Raw genomic sequence first — 24,982 nt, 5'->3', positions numbered from 1 at the left:
CGCGCCGGGCCGCCCCAAGCAAGCTCGCACCGCAGTGCGAAGCACGAAGGTATTCCTGTGAGCTGTATCCGCCATTTCCTGCTCGCGCTGCAGTTCTTCACCCGCGTGCCGGTGACGGGCGCGCTGGCCGAGTGGGTCGGCTTCAGCCCGCAGATGCTGCGCGCGAGCGCGGCGCATCTGCCGGGCATCGGCTGGCTGGCGGGCGGGGTGGCGGCGCTGGTTTTCACGGGCGTGGCCTGGGGCCTGCCCGGCGTGGCGGGCGCGCTGGCCGCCGCGGTGCTCAGCACCGTCGCCACGGTGATGCTGACCGGCGCCTTCCATGAGGACGGGCTGGCCGACGTGGCCGACGGCCTGGGCGGCTCGGCGAACCGCGAGCGGGCGCTGGAGATCATGAAGGACTCGCGTATCGGCGCCTTCGGGGCCGTGGCGCTGGTGCTGGCGCTCGGGCTCAAGTTCGCGCTGCTCGCCGCGCTTGCGGGGCGGGGGCTGCAGGCGGCGGCGATCGCCCTCGTCGGCGCGCATGTGCTGTCGCGGCTGATGCCGCTGTTCCTGATCCGCTGGCTGCCCTATGTGGGCGACAGCGGCGCGAGCAAGGCCAAGCCGCTGGCGGATGCGATCAGCCGGGGCGCGCTGCTTATCGCCATCGTCTGGACGGTGCCTGCCGTGGTGTTGCTTCTGCAGGCACACGATGCGGTTCATGTCGCGGCGGCGGTGCTCGCGGCCATGCTCGCGGCGGGCTGGATGGCGCGGCTCTTCGTGCGGCGGCTGCAGGGCTTCACGGGCGACGGGCTGGGCGCGACGCAACAGGTCTGCGAGCTCGCCATCTACCTCGCGCTGGCCTGGAAGGCATGAGCACGCTCTGGCTCCAGCGCCATGCGCCGGTCGTGGCCCAGCCCGGCCTCTGCTACGGGGCGACGGACCTCGAAGCCCATGCCGACGCCACGCTGGCTGCCGCCGGCCGCATCGCGCCCTTGCTGCCGGCGGGCGTGACGCTGTGCAGCTCTCCGCTGAGGCGCTGCGTCGCGCTGGCCGAAGCCATCGCCGCGCTGCGGCCGGATTTGTCGGTCCGGCGCGACGTGCGGCTGGCCGAGATGGATTTCGGCGCGTGGGAAGGCCGGCCCTGGGCCGACATCCCGCGCGAGGACTTCGATGCCTGGACGGCCGACTTCGCCGATCTGCGCGCCGGCACCCGCGGCGAGAGCGTGCGCGCCTTCATGTCGCGTATCGCCGAGGCGCACGACGAATGGCTGGCTCGGCCGCGCGACACGCTCTGGGTCACGCATGCGGGCGTGCTGCGCGCCGTGACCCTGCTGCAACGCGGCATCCGCTGCCCGGTTGTGGCGAGTGACTGGCCGTCCGGCGAGATGCCCTTCGGCAATTGGCTGGTTTTCGATAAAAAACCCTGACCGGACAGCGGCCGCGCGCTACTTGCCGCCCGCGCCGCTGCCTTCGTCGTTGCGCGCCAGCTCCCGCCGCATCCGCTCGGCGACCGCGCTGCGCCCGTGGGCGTCCAGCTTCAGGTAGATGTTCTTGAGGTGCCACTTGACCGTGTCCAGCGACAGGCCGAGCGTGAGCGCGATCTTCTTGTTGGGCAGCGACTGCAGCAGCAGCTCGGCGATCTCGGCCTCGCGCAGCGTGAGCAGCCGCGTCAGGCGCCGGTCGTCGCGCAGGCGCGGCACCGGCGCAGGCTCGGTGCGCGCGTCGAGCTGCGAACGGGCCTGCGCCTCGATGCGCTCGATGAAGAAGCCCAGCACCGGGTCGAGATTGGGGATGGACGCCGCCGTGCGGATCAGCGGCAGGACGTTGTCGTGCGCGCCCAGCAGGGTCTGCAGCAGCCCGAGCCGATGGCCCAGGCGCAGGGCCGCGCACACGCGCGCCCTGGACGCCTCGGCGTGGCCCAGCCTGCGTTCGACCTCGGCCGCCTGCAGCTGCAGGGCGGCGACGAGGCCGACCTGACCGAGTTTTTCGTAGTGCTGCGACAGGTGTTCGATTCTTTCCAGCGTGGAGGGCTGGTCGCCGTCGTGCATCGCCATGCGGATGCGCGCGCGCTCCACGACGTCGGCGATGCGCCGCAGCGTGCCGTGGCCGACGGCGGGATGCCGGGCGTGCAGCGCCTCCAGTTCCTGCAGCGACTCGCGCGCGGCGCCGGCGTCGCCGTTCGCGAGCTGGACACCGAGCTGCTCCAGCAGCACGCAGGCCAGCGCGCGGTCCATGCCGTAGCGCCGCAGGAAGCAGCCGGCCTGCGCGAGGTGCTCGAGCGCCTCGCGCTGGCGGCCGGCGGCCTGCTGCGCGCGGTTGGCCACGATGATCATGCGCAGCGTGGTGTCGGGAATCAGCCCGTCGTGCGTGCCCAGCTGCTCCTGCATGAAGCGCGCCGCCACCAGCGGGCCCTGCTGTTCGTACAGAACCTCGACCAGCAGCTGGGCGGTGAGCCGCGCCGCCTCGCCGCAGCGCGCGCCGCGCTCCTGCGCCTCGTCCAGCACCTGGCGGTAGATGCGCTCCGCCCGGTGCATCTGGCCTTCGATGGCGTACGACAGCCCGACCAGGCACTGGCCCACCAGCGAGCCGAAGAGGGTGCCGGCGACCGGCTCGCCGTCGATGCGGGGCGCCGGCTCGTCGCGCTGGATGCGGCGCGCCTCCTCGAACTCGCCGCGATGCAGGTGCAGCCAGGTCAGCACGTTGCGCCTGCCCGCCACCGCGAACTCGTCGGCCGCTGGCGGCGGGGCCAGCAGCTCGGGCAGCAGCCAGGAGAGGGCGTCGTCGTCGTCGTTGCGGATGGCGAACAGGCAGCCCAGCAGCGTCAGCCGGTAGCGCATGGCCGGGTCGAGCGCGCCGGGCCTGGCGCGCAGGCGCTCGATGCTGCGGGCGCAGTCGTCCAGCCGGTAGTCGGCCAGCTCGACCCAGCCAATCCAGAGACCGAGATTGGCGTTGTCGCCGACCGTCCGGGCGTCGAGCTGGCGCAGCAGCGCGATCACCTCGCTCATCTTGCCCCGGGTGAAGAGCGCCTCCGCGCCGCGCTCGGCCAGCCGGCCTGCCGTTTCGTGGTTGTTGGCCGCGAGCGCGTGTCGCACGGCCTGGTGGTGCATGCCGCGGGTCGCGAAGGCGTGGCAGGCCGTGGCATGCACCCGCAGGCGCGAAGCTTCGGGCCAGGCCGCGAAGCGCACCAGCAGCACGCTGCGCAGCAGCGGATGCATGTGCCACCAGCGCTCGTGGGTGGCTGTCTCGGACGTTTCCACCACGAGCGACAGCAGGCCCTCGCGCACCAGCGGCTCCAGCAGCTCGGCGCACAGGGCCGGGGTGTAGCCGTCGCCGGCCAGGTCGGCGCACAGCGGCGCGCTGAAGCGCGTGGTGGCGGCGCAGCACGTGAGCAGGCGCAGCTGCGTTTCCGACAGGCGAGGGAAGACGTGCGCGTGGAAGTAGGCCGCGAAAGGCTCCGGGTCGGGCACGCCGTGCAGCAGCGGCGACTGCACGCCGCGCCGGCGGCGCACGTCGGCGCTGGCCAGCCGCAGCAGGGCCGGCCACCCCTCGGTCAACCGGTGGATCGTCGCGGCCGCGCGCTCGTCGAGGTGGGGCAGCCGCATGCCGAGATAGTCGATCGATTCCGGCAGGCTGAAGCGCAGGTCGTCGTTGCGCAGCTCCAGCACCGTCTTGGAGGCGGGGGAGTGCGCCAGCGTCATCGGCAGTTCGTCCTGGCTGGCGAACACGCACAGCAGGTTCGGCGGCGCGTATTCGACGAGCAGCTGCAGCGCGTGCAGCACGTTGCCGCTCTGGGCGCACTGCACGTCGTCCACGATCAGCACCACCCTGCGGCCATGCGCCGCGATGCCGCGCACCAGCGCGATGACCAGCCGCTCCGTCGAGAGCGCATCGGGAACGGCGTGCGCCATGGCCTGCCCGGGAATGGCGGTGTCGATGCCAGCGAGGGCCGACATCAGGCCGGTCATGAAGTGCAGGTCGCCCTCGGGAAGGTCGGCGAGCCTGAGCCAGGCGATGCCGGCGTCCGACGAGACCAGCTCGCGCTGCCAGGTCAGCAGCAGCGAGCTCTTGCCGAAGCCGGCGGGTGCGCGCAGCACAACGCAGCGCCGAGTGTCCGGACCGTCGAGCCTCTCGAGCAGGCCTTGACGAACCAGCAGGCGGTGGCTTCGCGTGCGCAGAGCGGGCGTACCGGGGATTGGGGCGGGTTGCATCGCTGCGGATTCTGAGTCATACCGCGCGCGGATCGGATCCCATATTCGAGGGTTTGCCCCTCCCCACCCTTCGAGGGTGGGGTGGCGCGCGGCCGCGCTGCCGATGAGGCAGCGCAGCCCTCAACAACAAGTCCACTGGAGAAAGCCTCATGTTCGATCTCTCGAATCTCAAGATCGGAGCCCGCCTCGGGCTGGGTTTTGCACTGTTGCTGCTGTTGCAGCTTGTCATCACCGGCATCGGCCTGCGCGAGATGGCGCGCCTCTCGCAGAGCGTCGCCTTCGCGACCGAAGTGGGCCAGCGCAAGCTCGACGAACTCAACAACGTGCAGTCGGCCATCGGCAAGCGGGCCATCGCGGCGCGCAACCTGGCGCTGGTGTCCGATCCGGCGGCGCAGAAGGGCGACATCGACCTCGTCGGCAGTTCGCAGCGCGAGATCGACGCCGGCCTGCAGAACCTCGCCGCCGTGATGGCCGCGCCGGACGCCTCCACCCCCGAGGAGCGCAGGATGCTCGAGAAGCTGCGCGCGCTCGAGGCGCAGTACCTGCCCATCGCGAAGAACGTCGTCGGCCTGGCCACTTCGCGCCAGACCGACGCGGCCGTGAAGGTGCTGACGCAGGAATGCATGCCGCTACTCAACCAGGTGCTGGCGCATGTCTCGGCCTTCCAGGCGATGCTGCGAAAGAGCGCCGACGAAAGCACCGGCTCGACCCAGGCGGCGTACCAGCGCGCCAAGTGGATGATCCTGTGGATCAGCTGCGCTTCGCTGGCCGGCGGGGTGTTGCTGGCATACCGCATGACCCGCTCCATCACGCGGCCGTTGGGTCAGGCGGTGACCGTGGCGCAGCAGGTGGCCTCGGGCGACCTGACGGCGCGCATCGAGGTGGCCGACGCCTCGGAGTCGGGCATGCTGATGCGCGCGCTGCGCTCGATGAACGACGAGCTCGCCAAGGTGGTGGGGCAGGTGCGCGACGGCACCGATTCCATCGCCTCGGCCTCGGGCCAGATCGCCTCGGGCAACCGCGACCTGTCCTCACGCACCGAGGCGCAGGCCAGCTCGCTGGAGCAGACGGCCGCCGCCATGCAGGAGCTCACCGGCACCGTCAGGCAGAACGCCGACAACGCGCGGCTGGCCAACCAGCTCGCCGACTCGGCCTCGCAGGTGGCCTCGCGCGGCGGCGCGGTGGTCGATCAGGTGGTGGAGAAGATGGCGTCCATCAACGCCTCCTCGAGGAAGGTGGTGGAGATCATCGGCGTGATCGACGGCATCTCGTTCCAGACCAACATCCTCGCGCTGAACGCCGCCGTGGAGGCGGCCCGCGCCGGCGAGCAGGGCCGCGGCTTCGCGGTGGTGGCCTCGGAGGTGCGCAGCCTGGCCCAGCGTTCGGCCGCGGCGGCCAAGGAGATCAAGACGCTGATCGGCGACTCGGTGGGCGAGGTGGAGGCCGGCAGCACCCTGGTCAACGAGGCCGGCAAGACCATGGAGGAAATCATGGGCAGCGTGCGGCGCGTGACGGACATCATGGCGGAGATCACGGCGGCCAGCCAGGAGCAGGCGGCCGGCATCGGTCAGGTCAACGACGCCATCAAGCAGATGGACCGCACCACCCAGCAGAACGCGGCGCTGGTCGAAGAGGCCTCGGCCGCCGCGCAGTCGATGAACGACCAGGCCGCGGGCCTGGTGCACGCGGTGCGGATGTTCAAGCTGGCCTGAATCCGCCCTTCAGCGGCCGGTCAGTTCGACTTGCGCCACTGCTCGCGCCAGAGCTTGTCGAGCTGCGGCGCGAGCGTGGCGGGCGGCGAGCCCAGCAGGCGGTTGCCGCCGTTGCGCTGCACCAGGCCGTAGATGCGGCCGGAGCCCTGGTCGTACAGCGCGATGGCGTTGTTGTCGTAGCAGTCGTGCGGCTTGCAGAAGGCATGCAGCAGGTAGCGCGTGCCATCGACCGTCACCCATTGCGGTTCGGGCGCCGGGCCTTCGCGGCGCACCAGCCAGCGCTCGTTCTCGCGCGTGCCCAGCGCGGCGCGCCAGGCCTTCTGCATGGCGGGGCCCTGCGCCAGCGCGGCGGGGCTCCCGGTGGGCGGCGGCGGTACCTTGGCGGCAGGCTCGGGGGGAGGCGGCAGCGCGCGGGCGGCGCCGTTGCAGCGCCAGTAGCGCAGCTTCATCATCTCGGGGCCGAGCTGGCCGGCCAGGGGCTTGTCGGCATCGAGCGTGGCGTACTGGCCGCGCGAGCTGCGGTAGACCAGGAAGGTGAGGGCGCCGGCCTTGCCCGTGTCGCCCACCAGCGCCACGTCGAAGCCCGCGGGCGGCGGGCTGTTGCCGAAGAGGCTGTGGACCGTCTGCGGCTCGCGTGTGACCACGCGGCGCTTGCCGCTCTCGGCGATCAGCGAATCCTGCCGCACCTGCAGCGCGGCGGCCGAGTTGTCCGCGCAGTCGGCGGACCAGCGGCCGGTGTACTGGGCGATGTAGTTGGGAAGCTGCTGGCCGCCCTGTTGCGACCAGGCGGCGGCCGGCAGCAGCGCGGCCAGCATGGCGGTGCGCAGCAGGGCCCGGGAGTGGTCGGTGGTCGTCGCTGTGGTCTTGCTTCTCGTCATTCGTCGTGGTTGTCTTGTTTCAGGCCGATCTGGGCGCGGGCGTCTTGGGCTTGTAGGAGCAGAAGGTGGCCACCGCGCATTCCCAGCAGCGCGGCTTGCGCGCCACGCAGATGTAGCGGCCATGCAGAATCAGCCAGTGGTGGGCATGCAGCCGGTACTCCAGTGGGACGCGCTTCTCGAGCTTGAGTTCCACCTCCAGCGGCGTCTTGCCCGGAGCCAGCCCGGTGCGGTTGCCCACGCGGAAGATGTGCGTGTCGACCGCAATCGTCGCCTCGCCGAAGGCCACGTTCAGCACCACGTTCGCCGTCTTGCGGCCGACGCCTGGCAGGGCCTCCAGCTCGGCGCGGGTGCGCGGCACCTCGCCTCCGTGCTGTTCCACCAGCATGCGGCAGGCCTCGATCAGGTGCCTGGCCTTGCTGCGGTACAGGCCGATGGTCTTGATGTATTTCTCCAGCCCCTCCACGCCCAGATCGAGGATGGCCTGCGGCGTGTTCGCCACCGGAAAGAGCTTGCGGGTGGCCTTGTTCACGCCCACGTCGGTGGCCTGGGCCGACAGCAGCACGGCGGCCAGCAGCTCGAAGGGGGTGCTGTACTCCAGTTCGGTCTCGGGCTCGGGGTTGGCCGCCTGCAGGGTGGCGAAGAAGAGGGGGATGTTGTCTTTTTTCATGGGGCTTCGGAAGGGCAGGCAAGGCCGGCAGCCGCAATATATCGTCGAAAGCCGATGGCCTTACGCAGCTTTATTGCCCGCGCTTTGGCGACAATGCCACCCCAGAAAGAGAGACTGACCATGCAATTCGCCTCCCGCCTCGACAACGTCGAGACCTCCGCCATCCGCGAACTCTTCAAGCTGCTGGGCAAGCCAGGCATCATCAGCTTCGCGGGCGGCTTCCCCGACAGCGCCATGTTCGACGTCGAAGGCCTCAAGGAGGCGAGCCAGAAGGCACTCACCGAGGAACCCGGCGGCGCGCTGCAATACGGCGCCACCGAAGGCTACGAACCCCTGCGCACGCAGCTCAGCTCCTTCATGAAGACCAAGGGCGTCGACGTCGAGCCCAGCGGCCTGATCGTCACCACCGGCAGCCAGCAGGCGCTGGACCTGCTGGGCAAGACCATGATCTCGCCCGGCGACAAGGTCATCGTCGAAGGCCCGACCTTCCTGGCCACCATCCAGTGCTTTCGCCTCTACGGCGCGCAGCTCATCAGCGCGCCCATCGACGCCAATGGCGTGAAGACCGACGAGCTCGAGAAGCTCATCGCCGAGCACAAGCCCAAGTTCGTCTACCTGATCCCCACCTTCGGCAACCCCAGCGGCGCCATGCTGAGCCTGGAGCGCCGCAAGAAGGTGCTGGAGCTGGCCGTGAAGTACCAGACGCTGATCGTCGAGGATGACCCCTACGGCGACCTCTACTTCGGCGAGGCCCCGCCGCCTTCGATCATGTCGCTGAGCAAGGACGTGCCCGGCAGCCGCGAACTGCTCGCGCACTGCGGCAGCCTGAGCAAGGTGCTGAGCCCCGGCCTGCGCATCGGCTGGATGATCGCGCCGCCCGAACTGCTGGCCAAGGCCACCATGTGCAAGCAGTTCAGCGACGCCCACACCAGCACCTTCTCGCAGGCCACGGCCGCGCAATACCTCAAGAGCGGCCGCATGCCCGCGACGCTGGCGCATGTGCGAGAGGTGTACGGCCAGCGCGCGCAGGCCATGGGCGCGGCGCTCAAGCGCGAGCTGGGCGACGCGGTGAGCTTCACCCAGCCCAACGGCGGCCTGTTCTTCTGGGCCCGCCTGACGGGCGCCAACGGCAAGCTGGCCGACGCGAACGAACTGGCCAAGCGCGCCATCGAGAAGCTGGTGGCCTTCGTGCCCGGCGCGCCGTTCTTCGCGGAGAAGCCCGACGTCGCCACGCTGCGCCTGAGCTTCGCGACGGCCGACGTGGCGAAGATCGAAGAGGGCGTGAAGCGCCTCGGCCAGGCCCTCTGAAGGTAGCTGGCGCAGGCTCAGGGCGACCGGTGCAGCCGGGGCGCCGCGAGCAGGTCCAGGTTGTCCGTGATGGCCGCATCCACGTTCGGATAGCGGCCCTTCATCTTCGACAGCGTCATGATCGTCTGCAGCGCCTTCAGGTCCTTGACCGAGGGCGCGACCTTGATCTGCGCGATGGCCGCGGTCGGGTTGCCGCCGTTGATCAGTGCCATCACCTTGCTTGCCCAGTCGTTCGCGCGCGCCATGTCGTCACCTGTCCTGTTGTCCGTGGAATGAGGCGACTGTACACAGCGGGTTAGGATCACCCATGAGAAAAACCTTCCAGCTTCAGGTCGAGGGCAAGCACCCCGACCGTCTACTCGAAGCCATCAAGCACGAGATCCGCAAGTACATCAAGCGCGAGCGGCGCCGCGAACTGCCCGAGGGCATGGACTACTGGGACTTCGACTGCCGCTTCGGCGCCTCGAAGGAATCCGCCGAGGTCATACACCTCTCCGCGATCACCGGCCTGATCGACGGCGTGGCGAAGGAGGGCGGCAAGCAGTTCTACATCGAGATCCTGGCCAAGCCGGCGCAGCGCAAGGCGCGCCCGGCAGGCTCGCCGGAATCCGAACCGCCCGAAGAAGGCTGAGCCCCGCTCAGACCAGCGCCTGCGCCAGCCGCAGGCCGTGGCGCTGCTCCGCATCCTGCAGCGAGCGCGCGATCGACGGGTGCAGCCGCACCCCGTTCCTCGACTGCGATTCCCGACGCTTCAATCCGCCTTCGCCCGGCAGCCGCACAGGCTTCGCCGGGTCGATGGGCGCATTCGCGCGGCAGCGTTCGGCCACGTGGTCCATCTGGCGCAGGAAGGCTTCCTTGCCGCCGAAGGCGTTCAGGTCGTGCAGCGTGACGTGCACCGTTGCGCCCCAGCCCTCGGGCGGATCGGCGCGGCCGTGGCCCGCGAGGCCGGCCGTGAGCGTCTCCACCAGCAGCGCCATGCCGTAGCCCTTGTGCCCGTGGCTCAGCCCGCCCACCGGCAGCAGCGTGCCGGGCGGCTGGTCGAAAAGCACCTGCGGGTCGTTCGAAGGCTTGCCGGCGGCGTCGATGAGCCACTCTTCGGCGAAGGTCTCGCCGGCCGCGCGCTTGCGGTTGCTCATGCCGTTGGTGGTGATGGAGGCCGAGATGTCGACCATCACGCCGCCCTGAGACAGCGGAAAGCCCATCGCCAGCGGATTCGGCGTGAACACCGCCTGCGTGCCGCCGAAGGGCGCGACGCTGGCGGCGTTGGGGTCGGAGCAGGCCAGCAGCATCAGCATGTCTTCCTGCAGCGCGCGCAGCATGTAGACGGCCAGGCAGGCGATGTGGTGGCTGCGGCGGATGACCAGCGAGGCCGTGCCCAGCTCGCGCGCACGCGGCACCAGCAGGTTCATGCCCTGGTCCATGAGCCACGGGCCGGGCAGGCGCCTGCCGTCCCACAGCACGGCGGCGGGGCGGTCGGACAGCACCTCGGGCGCGCCGTCGCGCGTCATGCCGCCCGATTCCAGCTCCTTGACGTACCCCGCCAGCAGCGCGAGGCCGTGGGTGTCGTGGCCGAGCAGGTCGCCTTCGACCAGCGTGCGCGCGACCACGGCGGCCTTGGGCGCGGCAAGGCCGGCCTTCTGCAGCAGGGCATCCGCATACTCGACGAGCGCATCGGCGCGATACAGGGGAGCCGATGGAGCAGGCGCGGTGGCGTCGGTCATTTCAGGATTTCCAGCACGCGGTCGAGCCCGCCTTCGTTGATGGCCACCATGGCCTGTTCGCGCACCTTGGGCTTGGCGTGATAGGCCACCGAGAGCCCGGCCTCGCCCATCATCGGCAGGTCATTGGCGCCGTCGCCCACGGCGATGGTCTCCTGCGGCGAGATGCCCATGAGCGAGGCCACCTCCAGCAGCGTGCGGCGCTTCTCGGCGCCGTCGCAGATGTCGCCCCAGCTCTGCGTGACCACCTCGCCGGTGAGCTTGCCGTCGGCTTCGTCGAGCAGGTTGGAGCGCGCGAAGTCGATGCCCAGCCGGTCCTTCACCCGGTTCGCGAAGAAGGTGAAGCCGCCCGACACCAGCAGCACCTTGAGGCCGGCCGCCTTGCAGGCCGCAACCAGCTCGGCCGCGCCGGGGTTGAGCTTCAGGCGCTCGTCGTATACCTGCTGCAGCGCCCCGACCGGCACGCCCTTGAGCAGCGCCACGCGGCGGCGCAGGCTCTCCTTGAAGTCCTTGATCTCGCCGCGCATGGTGGCTTCGGTGATCGCGGCCACCTCCGCCTTCTTGCCGACGGCATCGGCGATCTCGTCGATGCACTCGATGCTGATCAGCGTCGAGTCCATGTCGAAGGCGATCAGCTTGAAGTCGGCGAGCTTCAGCGGCGGCTTCACGCGCTGGATGACGAGGCCGGGGGAGATTTCAGTAGCGCTCATGCGGTGGCGGTTTCCTTGACGGTGGGCTGGCCCAGGCTGCGCAGCACGTCGCGCACCATCTGGGCCCGGTCCTTGGGTTCTTTCAGTTCGCGCTCGATGCGCAGCTTCTCGTTGCCGGCGAGCTTGATGTGCCTGTTCTTCTGGATCAGCTGGATGATGGCCATGCCGTCCACCGGCGGATCTTTCTTGAAGGTGATGTTGATGATGCCCGGCGCCGCGTCGACCTTCACCACGCCGTAGGGCCGCGCAAGCACGCGCAGGCGGTGGGTGTCGATCAGCGTTTGCGCCTGCGGCGGCAGCTTGCCGAAGCGGTCGACGATCTCTTCCAGCAAGGTGTCGATCTGGTCGGGCGTTTTCGCGGTGGCGAGCTTCTTGTAGAACGACAGCCGCAGGTGCACGTCGCCGCAGTAGTCGTCGGGCAGCAGGGCGGGGGCGTGCAGGTTGATCTCGGTGGTGACCGACAGCGGCGACAGCAGGTCGGGCTCCTGCCCGGCCTTCAGCGCGCGCACCGCCTCGCTCAGCATCTCGTTGTAGAGCTGGAAGCCGATCTCCATCATGTTGCCGCTCTGGTTCTCGCCCAGCACCTCGCCGGTGCCGCGAATCTCCAGGTCATGCATGGCCAGGTAGAAACCGGAGCCCAGCTCTTCCATCTGCTGGATGGCATCCAGCCGCTGCGCGGCCTGCTTGGTCAGGCCCTCGGTGTCGGGCACCATGAGATAGGCGTACGCCTGGTGGTGCGAGCGGCCGACGCGCCCGCGCAGCTGGTGCAGCTGCGCCAGGCCGAACTTGTCGGCGCGGCTGATCACGATGGTGTTGGCGGTCGGCACGTCGATGCCGGTCTCGATGATGGTCGAGCAAAGCAGCAGGTTGTGGCGCTGCGCCACGAAGTCGCGCATCACGCGCTCCAGCTCGCGCTCGGGCATCTGGCCGTGGGCCACGGCGATGCGGGCCTCGGGCAGTATCTCTTCCAGCTTCTGGCGGCGGTTCTCGATGGTCTCGACCTCGTTGTGCAGGAAGTAGACCTGCCCGCCGCGCTTGAGCTCGCGCAGCACGGCCTCGCGGATCACGCCGGTGCCCTCGTTGCGCACGAAGGTCTTGATGGCCAGGCGCCGCTGCGGCGCGGTGGCGATCACGCTCAGGTCGCGCAGCCCTTCGAGCGCCATGCCCAGCGTGCGCGGGATCGGCGTGGCGGTGAGCGTGAGCACGTCGACCTCGGCGCGCATGGCCTTCATCGCTTCCTTGTGGCGTACGCCGAAGCGGTGCTCCTCGTCGATGATGAGCAGGCCCAGGTTCTTGAACTTGACCGACTGCGAAAGCAGCTTGTGCGTGCCGACGACGATGTCGACCTGCCCGTCGGCCAGGCCCTTGGCGGCGGCGGTGATTTCCTTGGCGGAGCGGAAGCGGCTCATCTCGGCCACCTTCACCGGCCACTTGGCGAAGCGGTCGACCAGCGTCTGGTAGTGCTGCTCGGCCAGCAACGTGGTGGGGGCAAGGAATGCCACCTGCTTGCCGCCGGTGACGGCGATGAAGGCGGCGCGCAGCGCCACCTCGGTCTTGCCGAAGCCCACGTCGCCGCACACCAGGCGGTCCATGGGCTGGGGCGAGATCATGTCCTGCACCACGGCGTGGATGGCCGCCTTCTGGTCGGCGGTTTCCTGGAAGCCGAAGTCGTTGGCGAACACCTCGTAGTCGGCCGGCGAGTAGCGGAAGGCATGGCCCTCGCGTGCCGCGCGGCGAGCATAGATGTTCAGCAGCTCGGCGGCCGAGTCGCGCACCTGCTCGGCGGCCTTGCGCTTGGCCTTTTCCCACTGGCCGGAGCCCAGCTTGTGCAGCGGGGCCTCGTCGGCGCTGACGCCGGTGTAGCGGCTGATCTGGTGCAGCTGGCTCACGGGCACGTAGAGCGTGGCCTTGTCGGCGTACTCCAGGTGCAGCATCTCCTGCATCAGCGGCTTGCCGTCGGGGCCGTTGCCCTGGCCCAGGTCCATGTGGATCAGGCCGCGGTAGCGGCCGATGCCGTGCGCACTGTGGACCACCGGATCGCCCACGTTGAGCTCCGACAGGTCCTTGATGAGCGCCTCGACGTCGCTGACCTGCTCCTGCTTCTTGTTGCGCCGGCGCGTAGTGGGCGCTGTGGCGAAGAGCTCGGTCTCGGTGACGAAGTCGATGCCCTGTTCGCGCCACGCGAAGCCCGAGGCCAGCGCGGCGGTGGCGATGCCGATCTTCTCGTCGCCGGAAGACTCGAACTCGGCCAGCGAATCGAAGGCCGGCGGGTTCACGCCGCTGGCGCGCAGGAAGTCGAGCAGGCTCTCGCGGCGGCCCTCGCTCTCGGCGATCAGCAGCACGCGGTGCGGTGTCTTCGCGATGTGCGCCTTCAGGCCGACCAGCGGGTCCTCGGCGCCGCGCACCACGGCGAAGGGCGGCAGCCGGTCGAACTCGGCGTAGGGCGCGTCGGTGTCCACGTCGCCGCGGATGGCCAGCTGCGCGTGCGGCTTGGCACGCTGGTAGAACTGCTCGGCGTTCAGGAACAACGCCTCGGGCGGCAGGGCGGGGCGCTCGGGGTCGCCGCGCACGAGGCGGTAGCGCTCGTTGGTGTCCTGCCAGAAGTGCTGGAAGGCCGGTTCCAGGTCGCCGTGCAGCACCACGGTGGCGTCCGGCCCCAGGTAGTCGAACACCGTGGCCGTCTCGTCGAAGAACAGCGGCAGGTAGTACTCGATGCCGGCGGTGGCCACGCCGTTGCCCATGTCCTTGTAGATGCGGCTCTTGGTCGGGTCGCCTTCGAGCAGTTCGCGCCAGCGGCTGCGGAAGCGCCCGCGCGCGTCGTCGTCCATCGGGAACTCGCGGCCCGGCAGCAGCCGCACCTCGGGCACCGGGTAGAGGCTGCGCTGGGTGTCGGGGTCGAAGGTGCGGATGGTGTCGATCTCGTCGTCGAACAGGTCGACGCGGAAGGGCACCGGCGAGCCCATGGGGAACAGGTCGATCAGGCCGCCGCGCACCGCGTATTCGCCGGGGCTCACCACCTGCGTCACATGGGTGTAGCCGGCCAGCGTGAGCTGGGCCTTGAGCTTCGATTCCTCCAGCTTCTGCTTGGCCTTGAAGTGGAAGGTGTAGCCGGCCAGGAAGGACGGCGGCGCCAGCCGGTAGAGCGCGGTGGTGGCGGGCACCAGTACCACGTCGGCCTCCTTCTGGCTGATGCGCCAGAGGGTGGCCAGGCGTTCGCTGATCAGGTCCTGGTGGGGCGAGAAGCTGTCGTAGGGCAGCGTCTCCCAGTCGGGGAACAGCGCGCAGCGCAGCTCGGGAGCGAAGAAGGCGATCTCGTCGATCAGGCGCTGGGCGTCGTTGGCATCGGCCGTGAACATCGCGGTGGCGCGCCCGGCGGCCTTCTCGCGCATGGCCAGTTGCGCCAGCAGCAAGGCATCTGCCGACAAGGGAGGACGCGGCAGCGTGAATCGCTTGCCCGCCGTGAGGTGGGGGAGGTCCATGGAACGCTTGATGGAAATGCACAACACCCCGCGCCGGCTGGCGAGGGGTGTGCGTAGCGGTCAATTCTAGAATGGCGGCCCTTTATCCGCTTGTCGGCCACGGCCGACGCTGGGCCCTCATGTCCTCTTCCCGACTCTTCGTGCTGATCCCGTGCGCCGGCTCCGGCCATCGCGCGGGACATGCGCAGTCCACGCAGCCCAAGCAGTACCGGCGCCTGGCCGGGCTGCCGATGGTGGCCCACACGCTGGAGGCCTTCCGCGCGATGTCGGGGCGCTTCGCCGGGCTGGCGCTGGTGGTGTCGCCGGACGACCGGGACGTGGATGCGGTGCTGCCGCGCTTTCCCTCGGAGAACGAATACCTGCTGCGCGTGGGCGGCGTGACCCGCGCGGCCACGGTGCGCAACGGCCTGGTGGCGCTGCGGCAGAAGGGCGCCGGCGCGCACGACTGGGTGCTGGTGCACGACGCGGCGCGCTGCCTCGTCACTTCCAGCCAGATCGAGGCGCTGATCGCCGCCTGCGAGCACGATGCCGTCGGCGGCCTGCTGGCGCAGCGGCTGGCGGACACGCTGAAGTCGTCCACCGCCGAGAGCCGGGTGGCCCAGACGCTGCCGCGCGCCGACAAGTGGCTGGCGCAGACGCCGCAGATGTTCCGCATCGGCATGCTGCTCGACGCGCTGGAGCGCGCTGGCGACTCCGTTACGGACGAGGCCAGCGCGATCGAGGCCGTCGGCCTTTCGCCGCTGCTGGTGCCCGGAAGCGCCCAGAACTTCAAGGTGACCTTTCCGGAAGACTTCGCCCTGGCCGAGGCCGTGCTGCTCGGCCGCAGGAAGGAGCTGGCATGACCGCCGCGCCTTTCAACATCCGCATCGGCGAGGGCTGGGACGTCCACCAACTGGTGGCGGGGCGCAAACTGATCCTCGGCGGCGTCGAGGTGCCGCACACCACCGGCCTGCTGGGCCATTCGGACGCCGATGTGCTGCTGCACGCCATCACCGATGCGCTGCTGGGCGGCGCGGGGCTGGGCGACATCGGCCGGCATTTTCCGGACACCGATCCCCAGTTCCGCGGTGCCGATTCGGCGGTGCTGCTGGCCGAGGCGGCGCGCCGGGTCCGTGCCGCGGGCTGGGAGATCGGCAACGTCGACAGCACCGTGATCGCGCAGGCGCCCAAGCTCGCGCCGCACATTCCGCTGATGTGCCAGCGCATCGCCGACACGCTGGGCGTGGAACTCGGCCAGGTGAACGTGAAGGCCAAGACGGCCGAGAAGCTGGGCCCCGTGGGCGAGGGCCGCGCGATGGAAGCTCGCGCGGCCGTTCTGCTGCATCGCTGACGCCGGCGCGGCCGGCGTTGTTCAGGCTGGCTTCTTGCCGCTGCCCTGGGGCTCGCCCGGCCTGACCATTCCCGCCGGCATCGCGCGCGGCATGCGGATGTGCGCCGCCAGGCCGCGGCCCGGTGTGCTGGTCAGCGCGAAGGTGCCGCCCATGCGCTCGATGTTCTTCGCCACGATCGACAGGCCCAGCCCCGCGCCGGCTGCGGATGTGCGCGCCGCGTCGCCGCGGAAGAAGGGCTTGGTCAGCTGCGCGAGCAGGGCCGGCTCGACGCCCGCGCCGTGGTCACGCACCTTGATGAGCACCGCGTCGTTGTTGGCCTGCGCCTGGATCGTCACGTCGGCCACGCCGGTGGCGGGCGTCTTGCCGTAGCGGCGTGCGTTCTCGACCAGGTTGGAAATGACGCGGGTGAGCTCGACCTCGTCGCCCATCACGCGCAGGTCGGGCGGTACCTCGACCTTGATGTTCATCTCCTCGTAGTCCTGCACGGCATAGGTGCAGGCGTCGACCACGTCGCGCAGCAGCACTGGCTTGGGGTCGACGTGGTCGGGGCGGGCGTAGTCGAGGAACTTGTCGATGATCGCGTCGAGCTGGGCGATGTCGGCCGCCATGTGGTCGCGCGCGTCCTCGTCGGCCACGCTCATCTCGGTTTCCAGCCGCAGCCGGGCCAGCGGCGTGCGCAGGTCGTGCGAGATGCCGGCCAGCATGATGGCGCGGTCCTGCTCGATCTTGGCGAGCTGGTCGGCCATGCGGTTGAAGCCGATGTTGACCGCGCGGATCTCGTTGGTGCGGGCGCGCTCGTCGAGCCGGTGCGCCTCGTACTCGCCCTCGCGCACCTGCATGGTCGCGCGCGACAGCTGCTTGAGCGGCAGGTTGATGAGCCGCGTGATCAGCGCCGCGCCGGCCAGCGACAGCGCCATGGCGGTGCTCAGCCACACCAGCCAGGTGCGCCCGCCCACGCGGCTGAAGCGGGTGGGGTCGAGCAGCAGCCAGTAGGTGTCGCTTTCGATGGTGAAGCCGATCCACAGGCCCGCCTCGTCGTTCACGCGGCTCGCCACCGTGGTGCCTTCGCCGAGCTGGTCGATGAGCTCCTCGGTCACGCGCAGGTCGAGCGCGCCGCTGGTGTAGGGCTGGAAGCGGTCGTTGGGCTCGCGCGGCAGGATGCGCACGCCCTCCTGGTCGGCCAGCGTCTTGATCAGCGACACCCGGGTGATGGCGTCGGAGTACACCAGCGCCGCCCGCGTGAGGTTCACGAGAGAGGCGATCTGGTGCGCCGTTTGAATGGCGCGCGGCTCGTATTCGAGCGAGCGGAAAGTCTGCAGCCACGCGACCGTGCAGCCGATCAGCAGCAGCGCCAGCAGGAAGAAGGTGCGCCAGAAAAGGCTGAAGCCCAGCTTGAGGCCGGGGCGGCGGTCACGCTGCGCGCTCGCTTCGAGCGGGCTCGGCATCGTGACCTGCGCGCCGTCCTCCTGGGCTGCGCCTGGTCCGGGGGGTTGGCCGACGGCCACCTTTCAACGTGGCGTCAGGCCGTGCCGTCCGGCACGAACACGTAGCCCACGCCCCAGACGGTCTGGATGTAGCGGGGCGCAGCGGCGTCGGACTCGACGAGCTTGCGCAGGCGCGAGATCTGCACGTCCAGGCTGCGGTCGAAGGGCTCGAACTCGCGGCCGCGGGCCAGCTGGGCCAGCTTTTCGCGAGACAGCGGCTGGCGCGGATGGCGCACCAGCGCCTTCAGCATGGCGAACTCGCCGGTGGTCAGCGAGAGTTCTTCGCCGTCTTTCTTGAGGGTGCGCGAGCCGAGGTCGAAGGCGAAGGGGCCGAAGGTGACGGTTTCGTTCTCGGTGGAGGGGGCGCCCGGCGCTTCCAGCGGCGGACGGCGGCGCAGAACGGCGTGCACGCGGGCCAGCAGTTCGCGCGGGTTGAAGGGCTTGCCGAGGTAGTCGTCGGCGCCGACTTCGAGACCGACGATGCGGTCCACGTCCTCACCCTTGGCGGTGAGCATGATGATCGGCGTGCGGTCGTTGGCGGCACGCAGGCGGCGGCAGACGGACAGGCCGTCCTCGCCGGGCATCATCAGGTCGAGCACGATCAGGTCGACCGTGTCGCGCAACAGGATGCGGTTGAGCGCCTTGCCGTCCTCGGCCACGATCACTTCGAAGCCTTCCTGCGTCAGGTAGCGGCGCAGGAGGTCGCGGATGCGGGCGTCGTCGTCGACGATCACGATCTTGTCGGTGCGAGCGGGAACTTGAGTCATTTCTACAACGTCGAATTTGTAACAGGGCCGATTCTGAAGGCGTTGCGGTCCGGTTGAGCCGGATTTGCTTATGGTTTGACACTAAGTTACAAAACTTGCGGACGCTCGCGGTCTGGTCATCCGACGTTAGTCCGGCAATGGCAAAGTCGCGTCTACCGATGACTTTCGCCTCAATGAGACGTCCTTTTTCCGCACTGCCGCTCATCCTCGTTTTCGCCTGCGGCCCCTCGCTGGCGGTGTCTGGCGACTTCTTCAGGGTGGGTGAAACGCGCCGCAGCGAAGTCCGCGATGCGGTCGCCGCCCACCGGGCCGCGCAGCGTGAGGAAATGAAGCGCGGAGAAGCCATTGCCGGTCGGCGCCTGACTCCCGCTGAGTTGTTCGAGCTGCGCCAGCAGGTCCGCGGCCAATGGACCCCGCCTTCGACGGGTGCTTTGCTCAATTCGGCAGAATCGCAGCCGGCCGAGCGCATCGTGCCGGTGCCGCCGGCCGCGGCAAGTGCATTGCCGCTCGCGCCGCGCAGCCAGCGCCGCTGATATGCGCGGGTGCGTCCGGCCTGCCGGTGCAGGCTCGGCTGCCTGTCTTTTCATACCAACAATGGGAGTACTTCGCCATGAAGAAAAAGATCAAACTGCTCGCGGCCTGCGCAGCCCTGGCCGCCGCCGGCAATGCGCTGGCCCAGAACGCCGCCACTCCGGCTCCCCAGAACGTGCTGCAGCTGACGGCATCGGGCACGGTCGAAGTCCAGCAGGACATGCTGAGCATGACCCTCGTGACCACCCGCGACGCGACCGACGCCGCCACCGTGCAGACGCAGCTGAAGGCCGCGCTCGACGCCGCGCTGGCCGAAGCGAAGAAGAACGCGCAGGCGGGCCAGCTCGACGTGCGTACCGGCAACTTCAGCCTGTCGCCGCGCTACACCAAGGACGGCAAGATCAACGGCTGGCAGGGCTCGACCGAACTGGTGCTCGAAGGCCGCGACTTCCCGCGCATCACCCAGACGGCAGGGCGCATCAGCACGCTCAGCGTGGGCAACGTGGGCTTCGGCCTGAGCCGCGAGCAGCGGGCCAAGACCGAGACCGAGGCGCAGAACATCGCCATCGACAACTTCAAGCAGAAGGCCAATGAGCTGGCCAAGGGCTTCGGCTTCGGCGGCTACACGCTGCGCGAGGTGTCGGTGAATGCGAGCGACAACGGCCCGATCCGCCCGCGCATGATGGCGGTGCAGGCCAAGTCGTACTCGTCGGCGGATTCGGCGGTGCCGGTCGAAGCCGGCAAGACCGCCGTGATGGTCACCGTCTCGGGCTCCGTGCAGCTCAAGTAGAGCGGTCCGTGCTCATATAAGAAAGAGGCGCGTACCGCGGGGCTACCCACTACTGGGCAGTCTTATTGGGCAGTCCAGCCGCCGTCCATGGCCCATGCCTGGCCACGGACCTGGTCGGCGGCCGGCGAGCAGAGGAAGACCGCCAGGCCGCCCAGTTGCTCCACGGTGGTGAACTGCAGCGAAGGCTGCTTTTCGCCCAGCAGATCGTTTTGAGCTTGCGCGACCGTGATGCCTTCGCGCGCGGCGCGGTCGTCGATCTGCTTCTGTACCAGCGCCGTCAGCACCCAGCCAGGGCAGATCGCATTGACGGTAACGCCCGTGGTCGCGGTTTCCAGCGCGACCGCCTTGGTCAGGCCGACTACGCCATGCTTGGCCGCCACGTAGGCCGACTTCTGCGCCGACGCCACCAGCCCGTGCGCCGAGGCGATGTTGATGACGCGGCCCCAGTTGGCTTCGCGCATCGCCGGGATCGCCAGCCGCGTGGTGTGGAAGGCGCTGGTGAGGTTGATCGCGATGATGGCGTCCCAGCGTTCGATGGGAAAGTCTTCCACTTTGGCGACGTGCTGGATGCCGGCGTTGTTCACCAGGATGTCGACGCGGCCGAACCTGGACGCGGCGAACTTCATCATGTCCTCGATCTCCCCGGGCTTGCTCATGTCGGCGCCGTGGTATTCGGCGCGCACGCCGAGGGCTTCGACCTCGGCCTTCGGAGCGGCGGAATCGCCGAAGCCGTTGAGCACGATGTTGGCGCCCTGCTGGGCGAGAGACTTGGCGATGGCGAGGCCAATGCCACTGGTGGACCCCGTGACAAGCGCGGTTTTGCCTTTGAGCATGAAGATCAATCTCCGGATGAATTAGGATGCGACGAGACAATTATCCGCACCAGGACACCATCGTTTCCATGACCGAACCGACGCTTCATTACGTGGCGTGCGATGACGCCCAGGGCGGCCACCGCATGGCCTATTGGCAATGGGGCGACGCGCACAGCGCGCATGTCGTGATCTGCGTGCATGGCTTGACCCGACAGGGGCGCGATTTCGACCTGCTGGCCCAGGCCATCGTGGAGCGTGCGGGCGGCGAAGTTCGCGTGGTCTGCCCTGACGTGGTGGGCCGCGGGCGCAGCGACTGGCTGCGCGACCCTTCTCTTTATCAGGTGCCGGTGTACGCGGCCGACATGGTCGCGTTGATCGCGCAGCTGCAGCGCGAGCAGGCGATCGGCACGCTCGATTACCTCGGCACCAGCATGGGCGGCCTGATCGGCTTCGTGCTGGCGGGCCACAAGGAGCTGCCGTTGGCGCGACCCATTCGACGCTTCGTCGCGAACGACGTCGGTCCGACCATCGAACCGGTCGCGCTGCAGCGCATCGGTGCCTACGTCGGAAAGAATGGCAGCTATGAAAGCGTGCAGGCGGCGGCCGATGCGATGTGGGCTTTGTCGACCACCTTCGGACCGCATACGCCGCAGCAGTGGCTGGCGCTGTCGCGGCACATGGTGGTGCCTGCCTCGCAGCGCACGGCCGACGGCTCGGCGAAGCTTGAATCGACAGTGGTCGGCGACAAGGAGGCCTGGCTTCTTCACTACGACCCGGCCATCGGCGTTGCGCTCCGTGCCATCACTCCTGAGGCCGCGGCGCAGGGGGGCGCGATCATGTGGGGCCTGTACGACGCCATCGAGGCGCGCACGCTGCTCACGCGCGGTGCCGAGTCGGATCTGCTGTCGCGCGAAACCGCGCTCGCCATGACGCAGCGCGGTCCGCATGCGACGCTGGTCGAATTCGAGGGCGTGGGCCATGCGCCGACTTTCGTCGACCCCGCGCAGATCGCAGCCGTCACCAACTTCCTTTTCGACTGATCGAGCGATTGAGTGAGCGAAGCGTGAAGCGCGATTCTTCGAGTCTCCAGACGGCGACCGCGTCCGACGCGGTCATGGTCGACTACCCGCTGTCCGCGGCAACGGCCGAGCGCACGCCGGTGATGGAGAACATGCTGGCGCGCGCCCGTGCCTTCGCCGAACCCCTGATTGCCGACGAGAAGCTCGACACCGGTGAGAACACGCTCGCGCATGCCGACGCCGTTGCCGCCATCGTCGCGAAGATGGGTGGCTCCGAGGCGATGCAGGCGGCGAGCTACCTGGTCTATTCGTGCCAGCACCTGAACCGGCCGCAGGAGGTGATCGCCAAGGTATTCGGCGACAACTTCGCGGCGCTGGCGGTCGAGACGACCAAGCTGGTGCGCGTGCAGGAGCAGGCCCGCTCCGCTTCGCAGGGACATCACGCGGAAAACGCCGGCGCCCAGACGGAGAACGTGCGCAAGATGCTGCTGGCGTTCTCGCGCGACCTGCGCGTGGTGATGCTGCGGCTGGCCTCCCGGCTGCAGACCCTGCGGCATGCCGCCGCCAGCAAGCAGCCGGCGCCCGAGGGCGTGGCGCGCGAGTCGCTGCAGGTGTTCGCGCCGCTGGCCAACCGGCTGGGCATCTGGCAGGTGAAGTGGGAGATCGAGGATCTCTCGTTCCGCTTCCTCGAGCCCGAAACCTACAAGCTGATCGCGCGCCTGCTCGACGAGAAGCGCATCGAGCGCGAAGGGCATGTGGAGCAGTTGCGCTCGAAGCTGGAGCGCGAGCTGCAGGCCGAGGGCGTCAAGGCCGTGGTGCAGGGGCGACCCAAGAACATCTACAGCATCGTGAAGAAGATGCGCGGCAAGTCGCTCGACTTCGCGCAGGTCTTCGACATCCTCGCGCTGCGCGTGGTGGTGCCCGATGTGAAGGACTGCTATGCGGCGCTGGCCTGGGTGCACTCGCACTTCCAGCCCATCGACGAGGAATTCGACGACTACATCGCGCGGCCCAAGCCCAACGGATACCAGTCGCTGCACACGGTGGTGCGCGAGCTGGTGGACGGCAAGGCGGGCAAGCCGATCGAGATCCAGATCCGTACTGAAGAAATGCACGACCATGCCGAGCATGGCGTGGCTGCGCACTGGGCGTACAAGGAAGCGGGCCACAAGGGCTACGCGGGCGTGTGGGCCAGCGGCGAGTACGACGCGAAGATCGCTGTGCTGCGGCAGCTGCTGGCCTGGGAGCGCGATCTCTCGGGTGGCCTGCAGGGGCAGGGCCTTTTCGACGACCGCATCTATGTGCTGACGCCGGACGCCGCGATCGTCGAGCTCCCGCAGGGCGCGACGCCGGTCGACTTTGCCTACACGGTGCACACCACGCTCGGCCATCGCTGCCGCGGGGCGCGTGTCGATGGCGCGATGGTGCCGCTGAACACGCCGCTGTCGAACGGGCAGACGGTGGAGATCATCGCGGCCAAGGAAGGGGGGCCTTCGCGCGACTGGCTCAATGCGGAGCTGGGCTATCTGGCCAGCCACCGTGCGCGCGCGAAGGTGCGTGCATGGTTCAACGCACAGATCACCCACGAGACCGTGGCGCGCGGACGAGAGGCGGTCGAGAAGCTGCTGCAGCGCGAAGGCAAGACGGCCATGCGCCTCGAAGACCTGGCCTCGCAGCTCGGCTTCAAGTCGGCGGACCATCTGTTCGAAGTGGTGGGCAAGGACGAGTTCTCTCTGCGCAACATCGAGACGCTGCTGCGTCCGCCGGAACCTGCGCAGGGGCCGGACGATGGCGTGCTCATCAAGAAGGCGCGCGGCAGCGAGAAGTCGGGCAAGGGCGGCGTGCTGGTGGTGGGCGTGTCTTCGCTGATGACGCAGCTCGCCAAGTGCTGCAAGCCTGCGCCGCCCGATGCGATTCGCGGCTTCGTCACGCGAGGCCATGGCGTGAGCGTGCATCGCAGCGATTGCAGCAACTTCCGCACGATGGCCGCGAAGGATGGCGAGCGCGTCATCGACGTGGAGTGGGGCGTCGCGAAGAAGGGCACCGATGCACCTGTATATGCGGTGGACGTGGCCGTCGAAGCGGCCGACCGCCAGGGACTGCTGCGCGACATCTCCGATGTGTTCGCGCGCGAGAAGATGAACGTGATCGGCGTGCAGACGCAGTCGATCAAGGGCACGGCGTGGATGACGTTCACCGTGGAAATCGCCGATGCGGCGAGGCTCACGCAGGTCCTTGGACTGGTCACTGCAGTTATTGGTGTGCGATCTGCACGTCGCCGCTGAAAAACGCGATTTCTCCTGCTACAATAACTGCTTCTCGGACACATCCTTAGGCGCGTAGCTCAGCTGGTTAGAGCACCACCTTGACATGGTGGGGGTCGTTGGTTCGAGTCCAATCGCGCCTACCAATTTCTGTTTCGCCCGGCCAACCACCGGATCAGTCGAACAGATCATGCACCGGGTTCTCCGGTGTGTATATCGTCCCTTGTAGTGATGCAGGCAAAAGCCTTGGCCACGTTCTTGTGCTACCTTGGTCGCTCTGCAACTACATTCCATTTTTCTTGATAAGCGATCCGATGAATACGCGATCAACACTGGTTGATCGGGCTCATGCCGACAAGCGCCTGACCGCATTGCTCAAGCAGGCTCCCATCGAGTTTGCGCGTGCTGTCTACGGCATCAACGATTACGCGAGCGGGCGCACCGACACCATGGCTGCGCGCGAAGTGGTACGCGCCCAACGCCAAGGCATGCCTTTGACCGAAGAGCGTGCCGAGCAGCGTGCTCGCGCCTATCTGCCGACCGTCGGGCAGGAGCACTGCCCGCGTTGCTGGGTGGTCTACGGTCACAAGACGCCGTTGCGATTTCGCGAGGCCGACGAAGAGCGGCCGGAGGTGGCGGCCTGCCATATCTGCGGTGCGGAGTACGCGACATCGTCGGATTGAGGAAAGTGCCCGTTCCGGTCAGGGTAAACCTTGTCGCGGCGCAGCAAAACCGCTCCCTAGAATCATCCGACGACATGGGCGTCCATGTGAAGGAGTCCGCAGTGCAGAGCAAGAAGTCCGGGGTCAAGCCGGTACAGCGTGTGATCAAGAAGTACCCGAACCGAAGGCTCTACGACACCGAGACATCCACGTACATCACGCTGACCGAGGTGAAGCAGCTGGTCATCCAGAACGCCCAGTTCGTGGTGCGCGATGCCAAGACCGGTGACGACCTCACGCGCAGCATCCTGCTGCAGATCATCCTTGAAGAGGAGGCGGGTGGCGCGCCGATGTTCACCGAACAGGTGCTGGCCAACATCATCCGTTTCTACGGGCAGGCGATGCAGGGCTACATGGGGCCATATCTCGAGAAGAACATCCAGGCCATGACCGAGGTGCAGGCGCAGCTCGCCGAAAAGGCCGAAGGCCTGACGCCCGAGATGTGGGCTCGCTTCATGACCATGCAGTCGCCGATGCTGCAGGGGCTGATGGGCAGCTACGTCGAGCAATCGAAGAACGTCTTCCTGCAGATGCAGGAGCAGATGCAGAAGAACACCGAGCAGGTGCTGGGGGCCTTTGGCATCAAGCGTTCCTGATCTG

23 protein-coding genes and 1 tRNA gene are annotated in these 24,982 nt (G+C 68.5%); 14 read left to right on the top strand and 10 right to left on the bottom strand.

All coding sequences use genetic code 11. The features are described from left to right. Nucleotides 1–57: 57 nt before the first annotated feature. Complete coding sequence (locus tag ABL843_RS17070) at nt 58–852, top strand: adenosylcobinamide-GDP ribazoletransferase (RefSeq protein ID WP_418116609.1); 795 nt, start codon at nt 58–60, stop codon at nt 850–852. Next, nucleotides 849–1,406, top strand: a complete 558-nt coding sequence (locus tag ABL843_RS17065) for a histidine phosphatase family protein (protein WP_418116608.1) — start codon at nt 849–851, stop codon at nt 1,404–1,406. Before ABL843_RS17070 ends, ABL843_RS17065 begins: the two co-directional genes overlap by 4 nt. An 18-nt stretch (nt 1,407–1,424) precedes the next feature. On the opposite strand, the gene ABL843_RS17060 is transcribed toward ABL843_RS17065, so the two are convergent. After that, on the bottom strand, nt 1,425–4,187 hold the full coding sequence (locus ABL843_RS17060) for a LuxR C-terminal-related transcriptional regulator (RefSeq protein WP_418116606.1): 2,763 nt from the start codon (nt 4,185–4,187) through the stop codon (nt 1,425–1,427). A gap of 149 nt (nt 4,188–4,336) precedes the next feature. Here ABL843_RS17060 and ABL843_RS17055 point away from each other — a divergent pair, with 149 nt between their 5' ends. After that, complete coding sequence (locus ABL843_RS17055; RefSeq protein WP_126023980.1) at nt 4,337–5,899, top strand: methyl-accepting chemotaxis protein; 1,563 nt, start codon at nt 4,337–4,339, stop codon at nt 5,897–5,899. Between the two features lie 20 nt (nt 5,900–5,919). Here ABL843_RS17055 and ABL843_RS17050 read toward each other — a convergent pair whose 3' ends face one another. Together ABL843_RS17050 and nth are read right to left on the bottom strand one after the other, a co-directional pair. Beyond that, nucleotides 5,920–6,777, bottom strand: coding sequence for an Ivy family c-type lysozyme inhibitor (locus ABL843_RS17050; protein WP_418116604.1), 858 nt, complete (start codon nt 6,775–6,777; stop codon nt 5,920–5,922). A gap of 19 nt (nt 6,778–6,796) precedes the next feature. Beyond that, nucleotides 6,797–7,444 (bottom strand): endonuclease III, encoded by a 648-nt coding sequence (gene nth / locus ABL843_RS17045; protein WP_418116602.1) that lies wholly within the window; start codon nt 7,442–7,444, stop codon nt 6,797–6,799. 120 nt (nt 7,445–7,564) lie between these two features. Here nth and ABL843_RS17040 point away from each other — a divergent pair, with 120 nt between their 5' ends. Next, on the top strand, nt 7,565–8,752 hold the full coding sequence (locus tag ABL843_RS17040) for a PLP-dependent aminotransferase family protein (RefSeq protein ID WP_418116601.1): 1,188 nt from the start codon (nt 7,565–7,567) through the stop codon (nt 8,750–8,752). A gap of 17 nt (nt 8,753–8,769) precedes the next feature. Here the strand turns inward: ABL843_RS17040 and ABL843_RS17035 are convergent, their stop codons facing one another. Further along, a complete protein-coding gene (locus ABL843_RS17035; RefSeq protein WP_126023986.1) occupies nt 8,770–8,997 on the bottom strand; it encodes a hypothetical protein in 228 nt (75 codons plus the stop codon). A gap of 62 nt (nt 8,998–9,059) precedes the next feature. On the opposite strand from ABL843_RS17035, the gene ABL843_RS17030 reads away from it, so the two are divergent. Then, complete coding sequence (locus tag ABL843_RS17030) at nt 9,060–9,383, top strand: DUF6172 family protein (protein WP_126023987.1); 324 nt, start codon at nt 9,060–9,062, stop codon at nt 9,381–9,383. A gap of 7 nt (nt 9,384–9,390) precedes the next feature. On the opposite strand, the gene ABL843_RS17025 is transcribed toward ABL843_RS17030, so the two are convergent. From ABL843_RS17025 to mfd, 3 genes are read right to left on the bottom strand one after another with little or no spacing between them, the layout of a single operon-like run. Continuing rightward, nucleotides 9,391–10,473 carry an Ldh family oxidoreductase gene (locus tag ABL843_RS17025; protein WP_418116600.1) on the bottom strand — a complete coding sequence of 361 codons (1,083 nt, stop codon included), beginning with the start codon at nt 10,471–10,473 and terminating at the stop codon, nt 9,391–9,393. Further along, entirely contained in the window at nt 10,470–11,180 is a 711-nt protein-coding gene (gene serB, locus ABL843_RS17020) for a phosphoserine phosphatase SerB (RefSeq protein WP_418116599.1), read from the bottom strand. Before serB ends, ABL843_RS17025 begins: the two co-directional genes overlap by 4 nt. Then, a complete protein-coding gene (mfd, locus tag ABL843_RS17015) occupies nt 11,177–14,659 on the bottom strand; it encodes a transcription-repair coupling factor (protein ID WP_126023991.1) in 3,483 nt (1,160 codons plus the stop codon). The genes serB and mfd overlap by 4 nt, the downstream gene beginning before the upstream one ends. 119 nt (nt 14,660–14,778) lie before the next feature. Between mfd and ispD the strand changes: the two genes are divergently transcribed. Together ispD and ispF are read left to right on the top strand one after the other, a co-directional pair. Beyond that, the gene (gene ispD / locus ABL843_RS17010; protein ID WP_418116597.1) at nt 14,779–15,501 is read left to right on the top strand and encodes a 2-C-methyl-D-erythritol 4-phosphate cytidylyltransferase; all 723 of its coding nucleotides are present in this window, start codon (nt 14,779–14,781) and stop codon (nt 15,499–15,501) included. Then, nucleotides 15,498–15,989, top strand: coding sequence for a 2-C-methyl-D-erythritol 2,4-cyclodiphosphate synthase (gene ispF, locus ABL843_RS17005; RefSeq protein WP_184637548.1), 492 nt, complete (start codon nt 15,498–15,500; stop codon nt 15,987–15,989). The genes ispD and ispF overlap by 4 nt, the downstream gene beginning before the upstream one ends. A 21-nt stretch (nt 15,990–16,010) precedes the next feature. Here ispF and ABL843_RS17000 read toward each other — a convergent pair whose 3' ends face one another. Together ABL843_RS17000 and ompR are read right to left on the bottom strand one after the other, a co-directional pair. Beyond that, complete coding sequence (locus ABL843_RS17000; protein ID WP_126023995.1) at nt 16,011–17,435, bottom strand: sensor histidine kinase; 1,425 nt, start codon at nt 17,433–17,435, stop codon at nt 16,011–16,013. 74 nt (nt 17,436–17,509) lie between these two features. Then, nucleotides 17,510–18,241 (bottom strand): two-component system response regulator OmpR, encoded by a 732-nt coding sequence (gene ompR / locus ABL843_RS16995; protein WP_007837017.1) that lies wholly within the window; start codon nt 18,239–18,241, stop codon nt 17,510–17,512. Nucleotides 18,242–18,378: 137 nt separating this feature from the next. Between ompR and ABL843_RS16990 the strand changes: the two genes are divergently transcribed. Together ABL843_RS16990 and ABL843_RS16985 are read left to right on the top strand one after the other, a co-directional pair. Next, nucleotides 18,379–18,774: a hypothetical protein gene (locus ABL843_RS16990; protein ID WP_418116594.1), complete on the top strand. Its 396-nt coding sequence runs from the start codon at nt 18,379–18,381 to the stop codon at nt 18,772–18,774. Nucleotides 18,775–18,851: 77 nt separating this feature from the next. Continuing rightward, nucleotides 18,852–19,562: an SIMPL domain-containing protein gene (locus tag ABL843_RS16985; protein WP_418116593.1), complete on the top strand. Its 711-nt coding sequence runs from the start codon at nt 18,852–18,854 to the stop codon at nt 19,560–19,562. Between the two features lie 62 nt (nt 19,563–19,624). Here the strand turns inward: ABL843_RS16985 and ABL843_RS16980 are convergent, their stop codons facing one another. Then, entirely contained in the window at nt 19,625–20,395 is a 771-nt protein-coding gene (locus ABL843_RS16980) for a 3-hydroxybutyrate dehydrogenase (protein ID WP_418116592.1), read from the bottom strand. Between the two features lie 26 nt (nt 20,396–20,421). Between ABL843_RS16980 and ABL843_RS16975 the strand changes: the two genes are divergently transcribed. The 5 genes from ABL843_RS16975 to phaR all read left to right on the top strand — a co-directional run bounded on the left by ABL843_RS16975 (nt 20,422) and on the right by phaR (nt 24,978). Further along, nucleotides 20,422–21,417, top strand: a complete 996-nt coding sequence (locus ABL843_RS16975; protein WP_418116591.1) for an alpha/beta fold hydrolase — start codon at nt 20,422–20,424, stop codon at nt 21,415–21,417. A gap of 74 nt (nt 21,418–21,491) precedes the next feature. Next, the gene (locus ABL843_RS16970) at nt 21,492–23,681 is read left to right on the top strand and encodes a RelA/SpoT family protein (RefSeq protein ID WP_240650751.1); all 2,190 of its coding nucleotides are present in this window, start codon (nt 21,492–21,494) and stop codon (nt 23,679–23,681) included. A gap of 48 nt (nt 23,682–23,729) precedes the next feature. Next, nucleotides 23,730–23,806 (top strand) — tRNA-Val (locus ABL843_RS16965). A gap of 168 nt (nt 23,807–23,974) precedes the next feature. Further along, nucleotides 23,975–24,343 (top strand): hypothetical protein, encoded by a 369-nt coding sequence (locus tag ABL843_RS16960; RefSeq protein ID WP_184637556.1) that lies wholly within the window; start codon nt 23,975–23,977, stop codon nt 24,341–24,343. A gap of 74 nt (nt 24,344–24,417) precedes the next feature. Next, nucleotides 24,418–24,978 carry a polyhydroxyalkanoate synthesis repressor PhaR gene (phaR, locus tag ABL843_RS16955; RefSeq protein WP_019652414.1) on the top strand — a complete coding sequence of 187 codons (561 nt, stop codon included), beginning with the start codon at nt 24,418–24,420 and terminating at the stop codon, nt 24,976–24,978. The last annotated feature ends 4 nt before the right edge of the window (nt 24,979–24,982 follow it).

Origin of the sequence: Variovorax sp. 350MFTsu5.1 (genome assembly GCF_048302515.1) — a bacterium.
GTDB lineage: Bacteria > Pseudomonadota > Gammaproteobacteria > Burkholderiales > Burkholderiaceae_C > Variovorax > Variovorax guangxiensis.
The sequence above is the reverse complement of the archived record's forward strand: the minus strand, read 5'-3'. Positions and strand labels throughout refer to the sequence as shown.

What these genes read in the sequence shown, in the direction of transcription:
- ABL843_RS17065 (WP_418116608.1), top strand. Translation starts at nt 849, where the DNA reads ATGAGCACGCTCTGGCTCCAGCGCCATGCGCCGGTCGTGGCCCAGCCC.
- ABL843_RS17060 (WP_418116606.1), bottom strand. Translation starts at nt 4,187, where the DNA reads ATGCAACCCGCCCCAATCCCCGGTACGCCCGCTCTGCGCACGCGAAGC.
- ABL843_RS17055 (WP_126023980.1), top strand. Translation starts at nt 4,337, where the DNA reads ATGTTCGATCTCTCGAATCTCAAGATCGGAGCCCGCCTCGGGCTGGGT.
- ABL843_RS17050 (WP_418116604.1), bottom strand. Translation starts at nt 6,777, where the DNA reads ATGACGAGAAGCAAGACCACAGCGACGACCACCGACCACTCCCGGGCC.
- nth (WP_418116602.1), bottom strand. Translation starts at nt 7,444, where the DNA reads ATGAAAAAAGACAACATCCCCCTCTTCTTCGCCACCCTGCAGGCGGCC.
- ABL843_RS17040 (WP_418116601.1), top strand. Translation starts at nt 7,565, where the DNA reads ATGCAATTCGCCTCCCGCCTCGACAACGTCGAGACCTCCGCCATCCGC.
- ABL843_RS17035 (WP_126023986.1), bottom strand. Translation starts at nt 8,997, where the DNA reads ATGGCGCGCGCGAACGACTGGGCAAGCAAGGTGATGGCACTGATCAAC.
- ABL843_RS17030 (WP_126023987.1), top strand. Translation starts at nt 9,060, where the DNA reads ATGAGAAAAACCTTCCAGCTTCAGGTCGAGGGCAAGCACCCCGACCGT.
- ABL843_RS17025 (WP_418116600.1), bottom strand. Translation starts at nt 10,473, where the DNA reads ATGACCGACGCCACCGCGCCTGCTCCATCGGCTCCCCTGTATCGCGCC.
- serB (WP_418116599.1), bottom strand. Translation starts at nt 11,180, where the DNA reads ATGAGCGCTACTGAAATCTCCCCCGGCCTCGTCATCCAGCGCGTGAAG.
- mfd (WP_126023991.1), bottom strand. Translation starts at nt 14,659, where the DNA reads ATGGACCTCCCCCACCTCACGGCGGGCAAGCGATTCACGCTGCCGCGT.
- ispD (WP_418116597.1), top strand. Translation starts at nt 14,779, where the DNA reads ATGTCCTCTTCCCGACTCTTCGTGCTGATCCCGTGCGCCGGCTCCGGC.
- ispF (WP_184637548.1), top strand. Translation starts at nt 15,498, where the DNA reads ATGACCGCCGCGCCTTTCAACATCCGCATCGGCGAGGGCTGGGACGTC.
- ABL843_RS17000 (WP_126023995.1), bottom strand. Translation starts at nt 17,435, where the DNA reads ATGCCGAGCCCGCTCGAAGCGAGCGCGCAGCGTGACCGCCGCCCCGGC.
- ompR (WP_007837017.1), bottom strand. Translation starts at nt 18,241, where the DNA reads ATGACTCAAGTTCCCGCTCGCACCGACAAGATCGTGATCGTCGACGAC.
- ABL843_RS16990 (WP_418116594.1), top strand. Translation starts at nt 18,379, where the DNA reads ATGGCAAAGTCGCGTCTACCGATGACTTTCGCCTCAATGAGACGTCCT.
- ABL843_RS16985 (WP_418116593.1), top strand. Translation starts at nt 18,852, where the DNA reads ATGAAGAAAAAGATCAAACTGCTCGCGGCCTGCGCAGCCCTGGCCGCC.
- ABL843_RS16980 (WP_418116592.1), bottom strand. Translation starts at nt 20,395, where the DNA reads ATGCTCAAAGGCAAAACCGCGCTTGTCACGGGGTCCACCAGTGGCATT.
- ABL843_RS16975 (WP_418116591.1), top strand. Translation starts at nt 20,422, where the DNA reads ATGCGACGAGACAATTATCCGCACCAGGACACCATCGTTTCCATGACC.
- ABL843_RS16970 (WP_240650751.1), top strand. Translation starts at nt 21,492, where the DNA reads ATGGTCGACTACCCGCTGTCCGCGGCAACGGCCGAGCGCACGCCGGTG.
- ABL843_RS16960 (WP_184637556.1), top strand. Translation starts at nt 23,975, where the DNA reads ATGAATACGCGATCAACACTGGTTGATCGGGCTCATGCCGACAAGCGC.
- phaR (WP_019652414.1), top strand. Translation starts at nt 24,418, where the DNA reads ATGGGCGTCCATGTGAAGGAGTCCGCAGTGCAGAGCAAGAAGTCCGGG.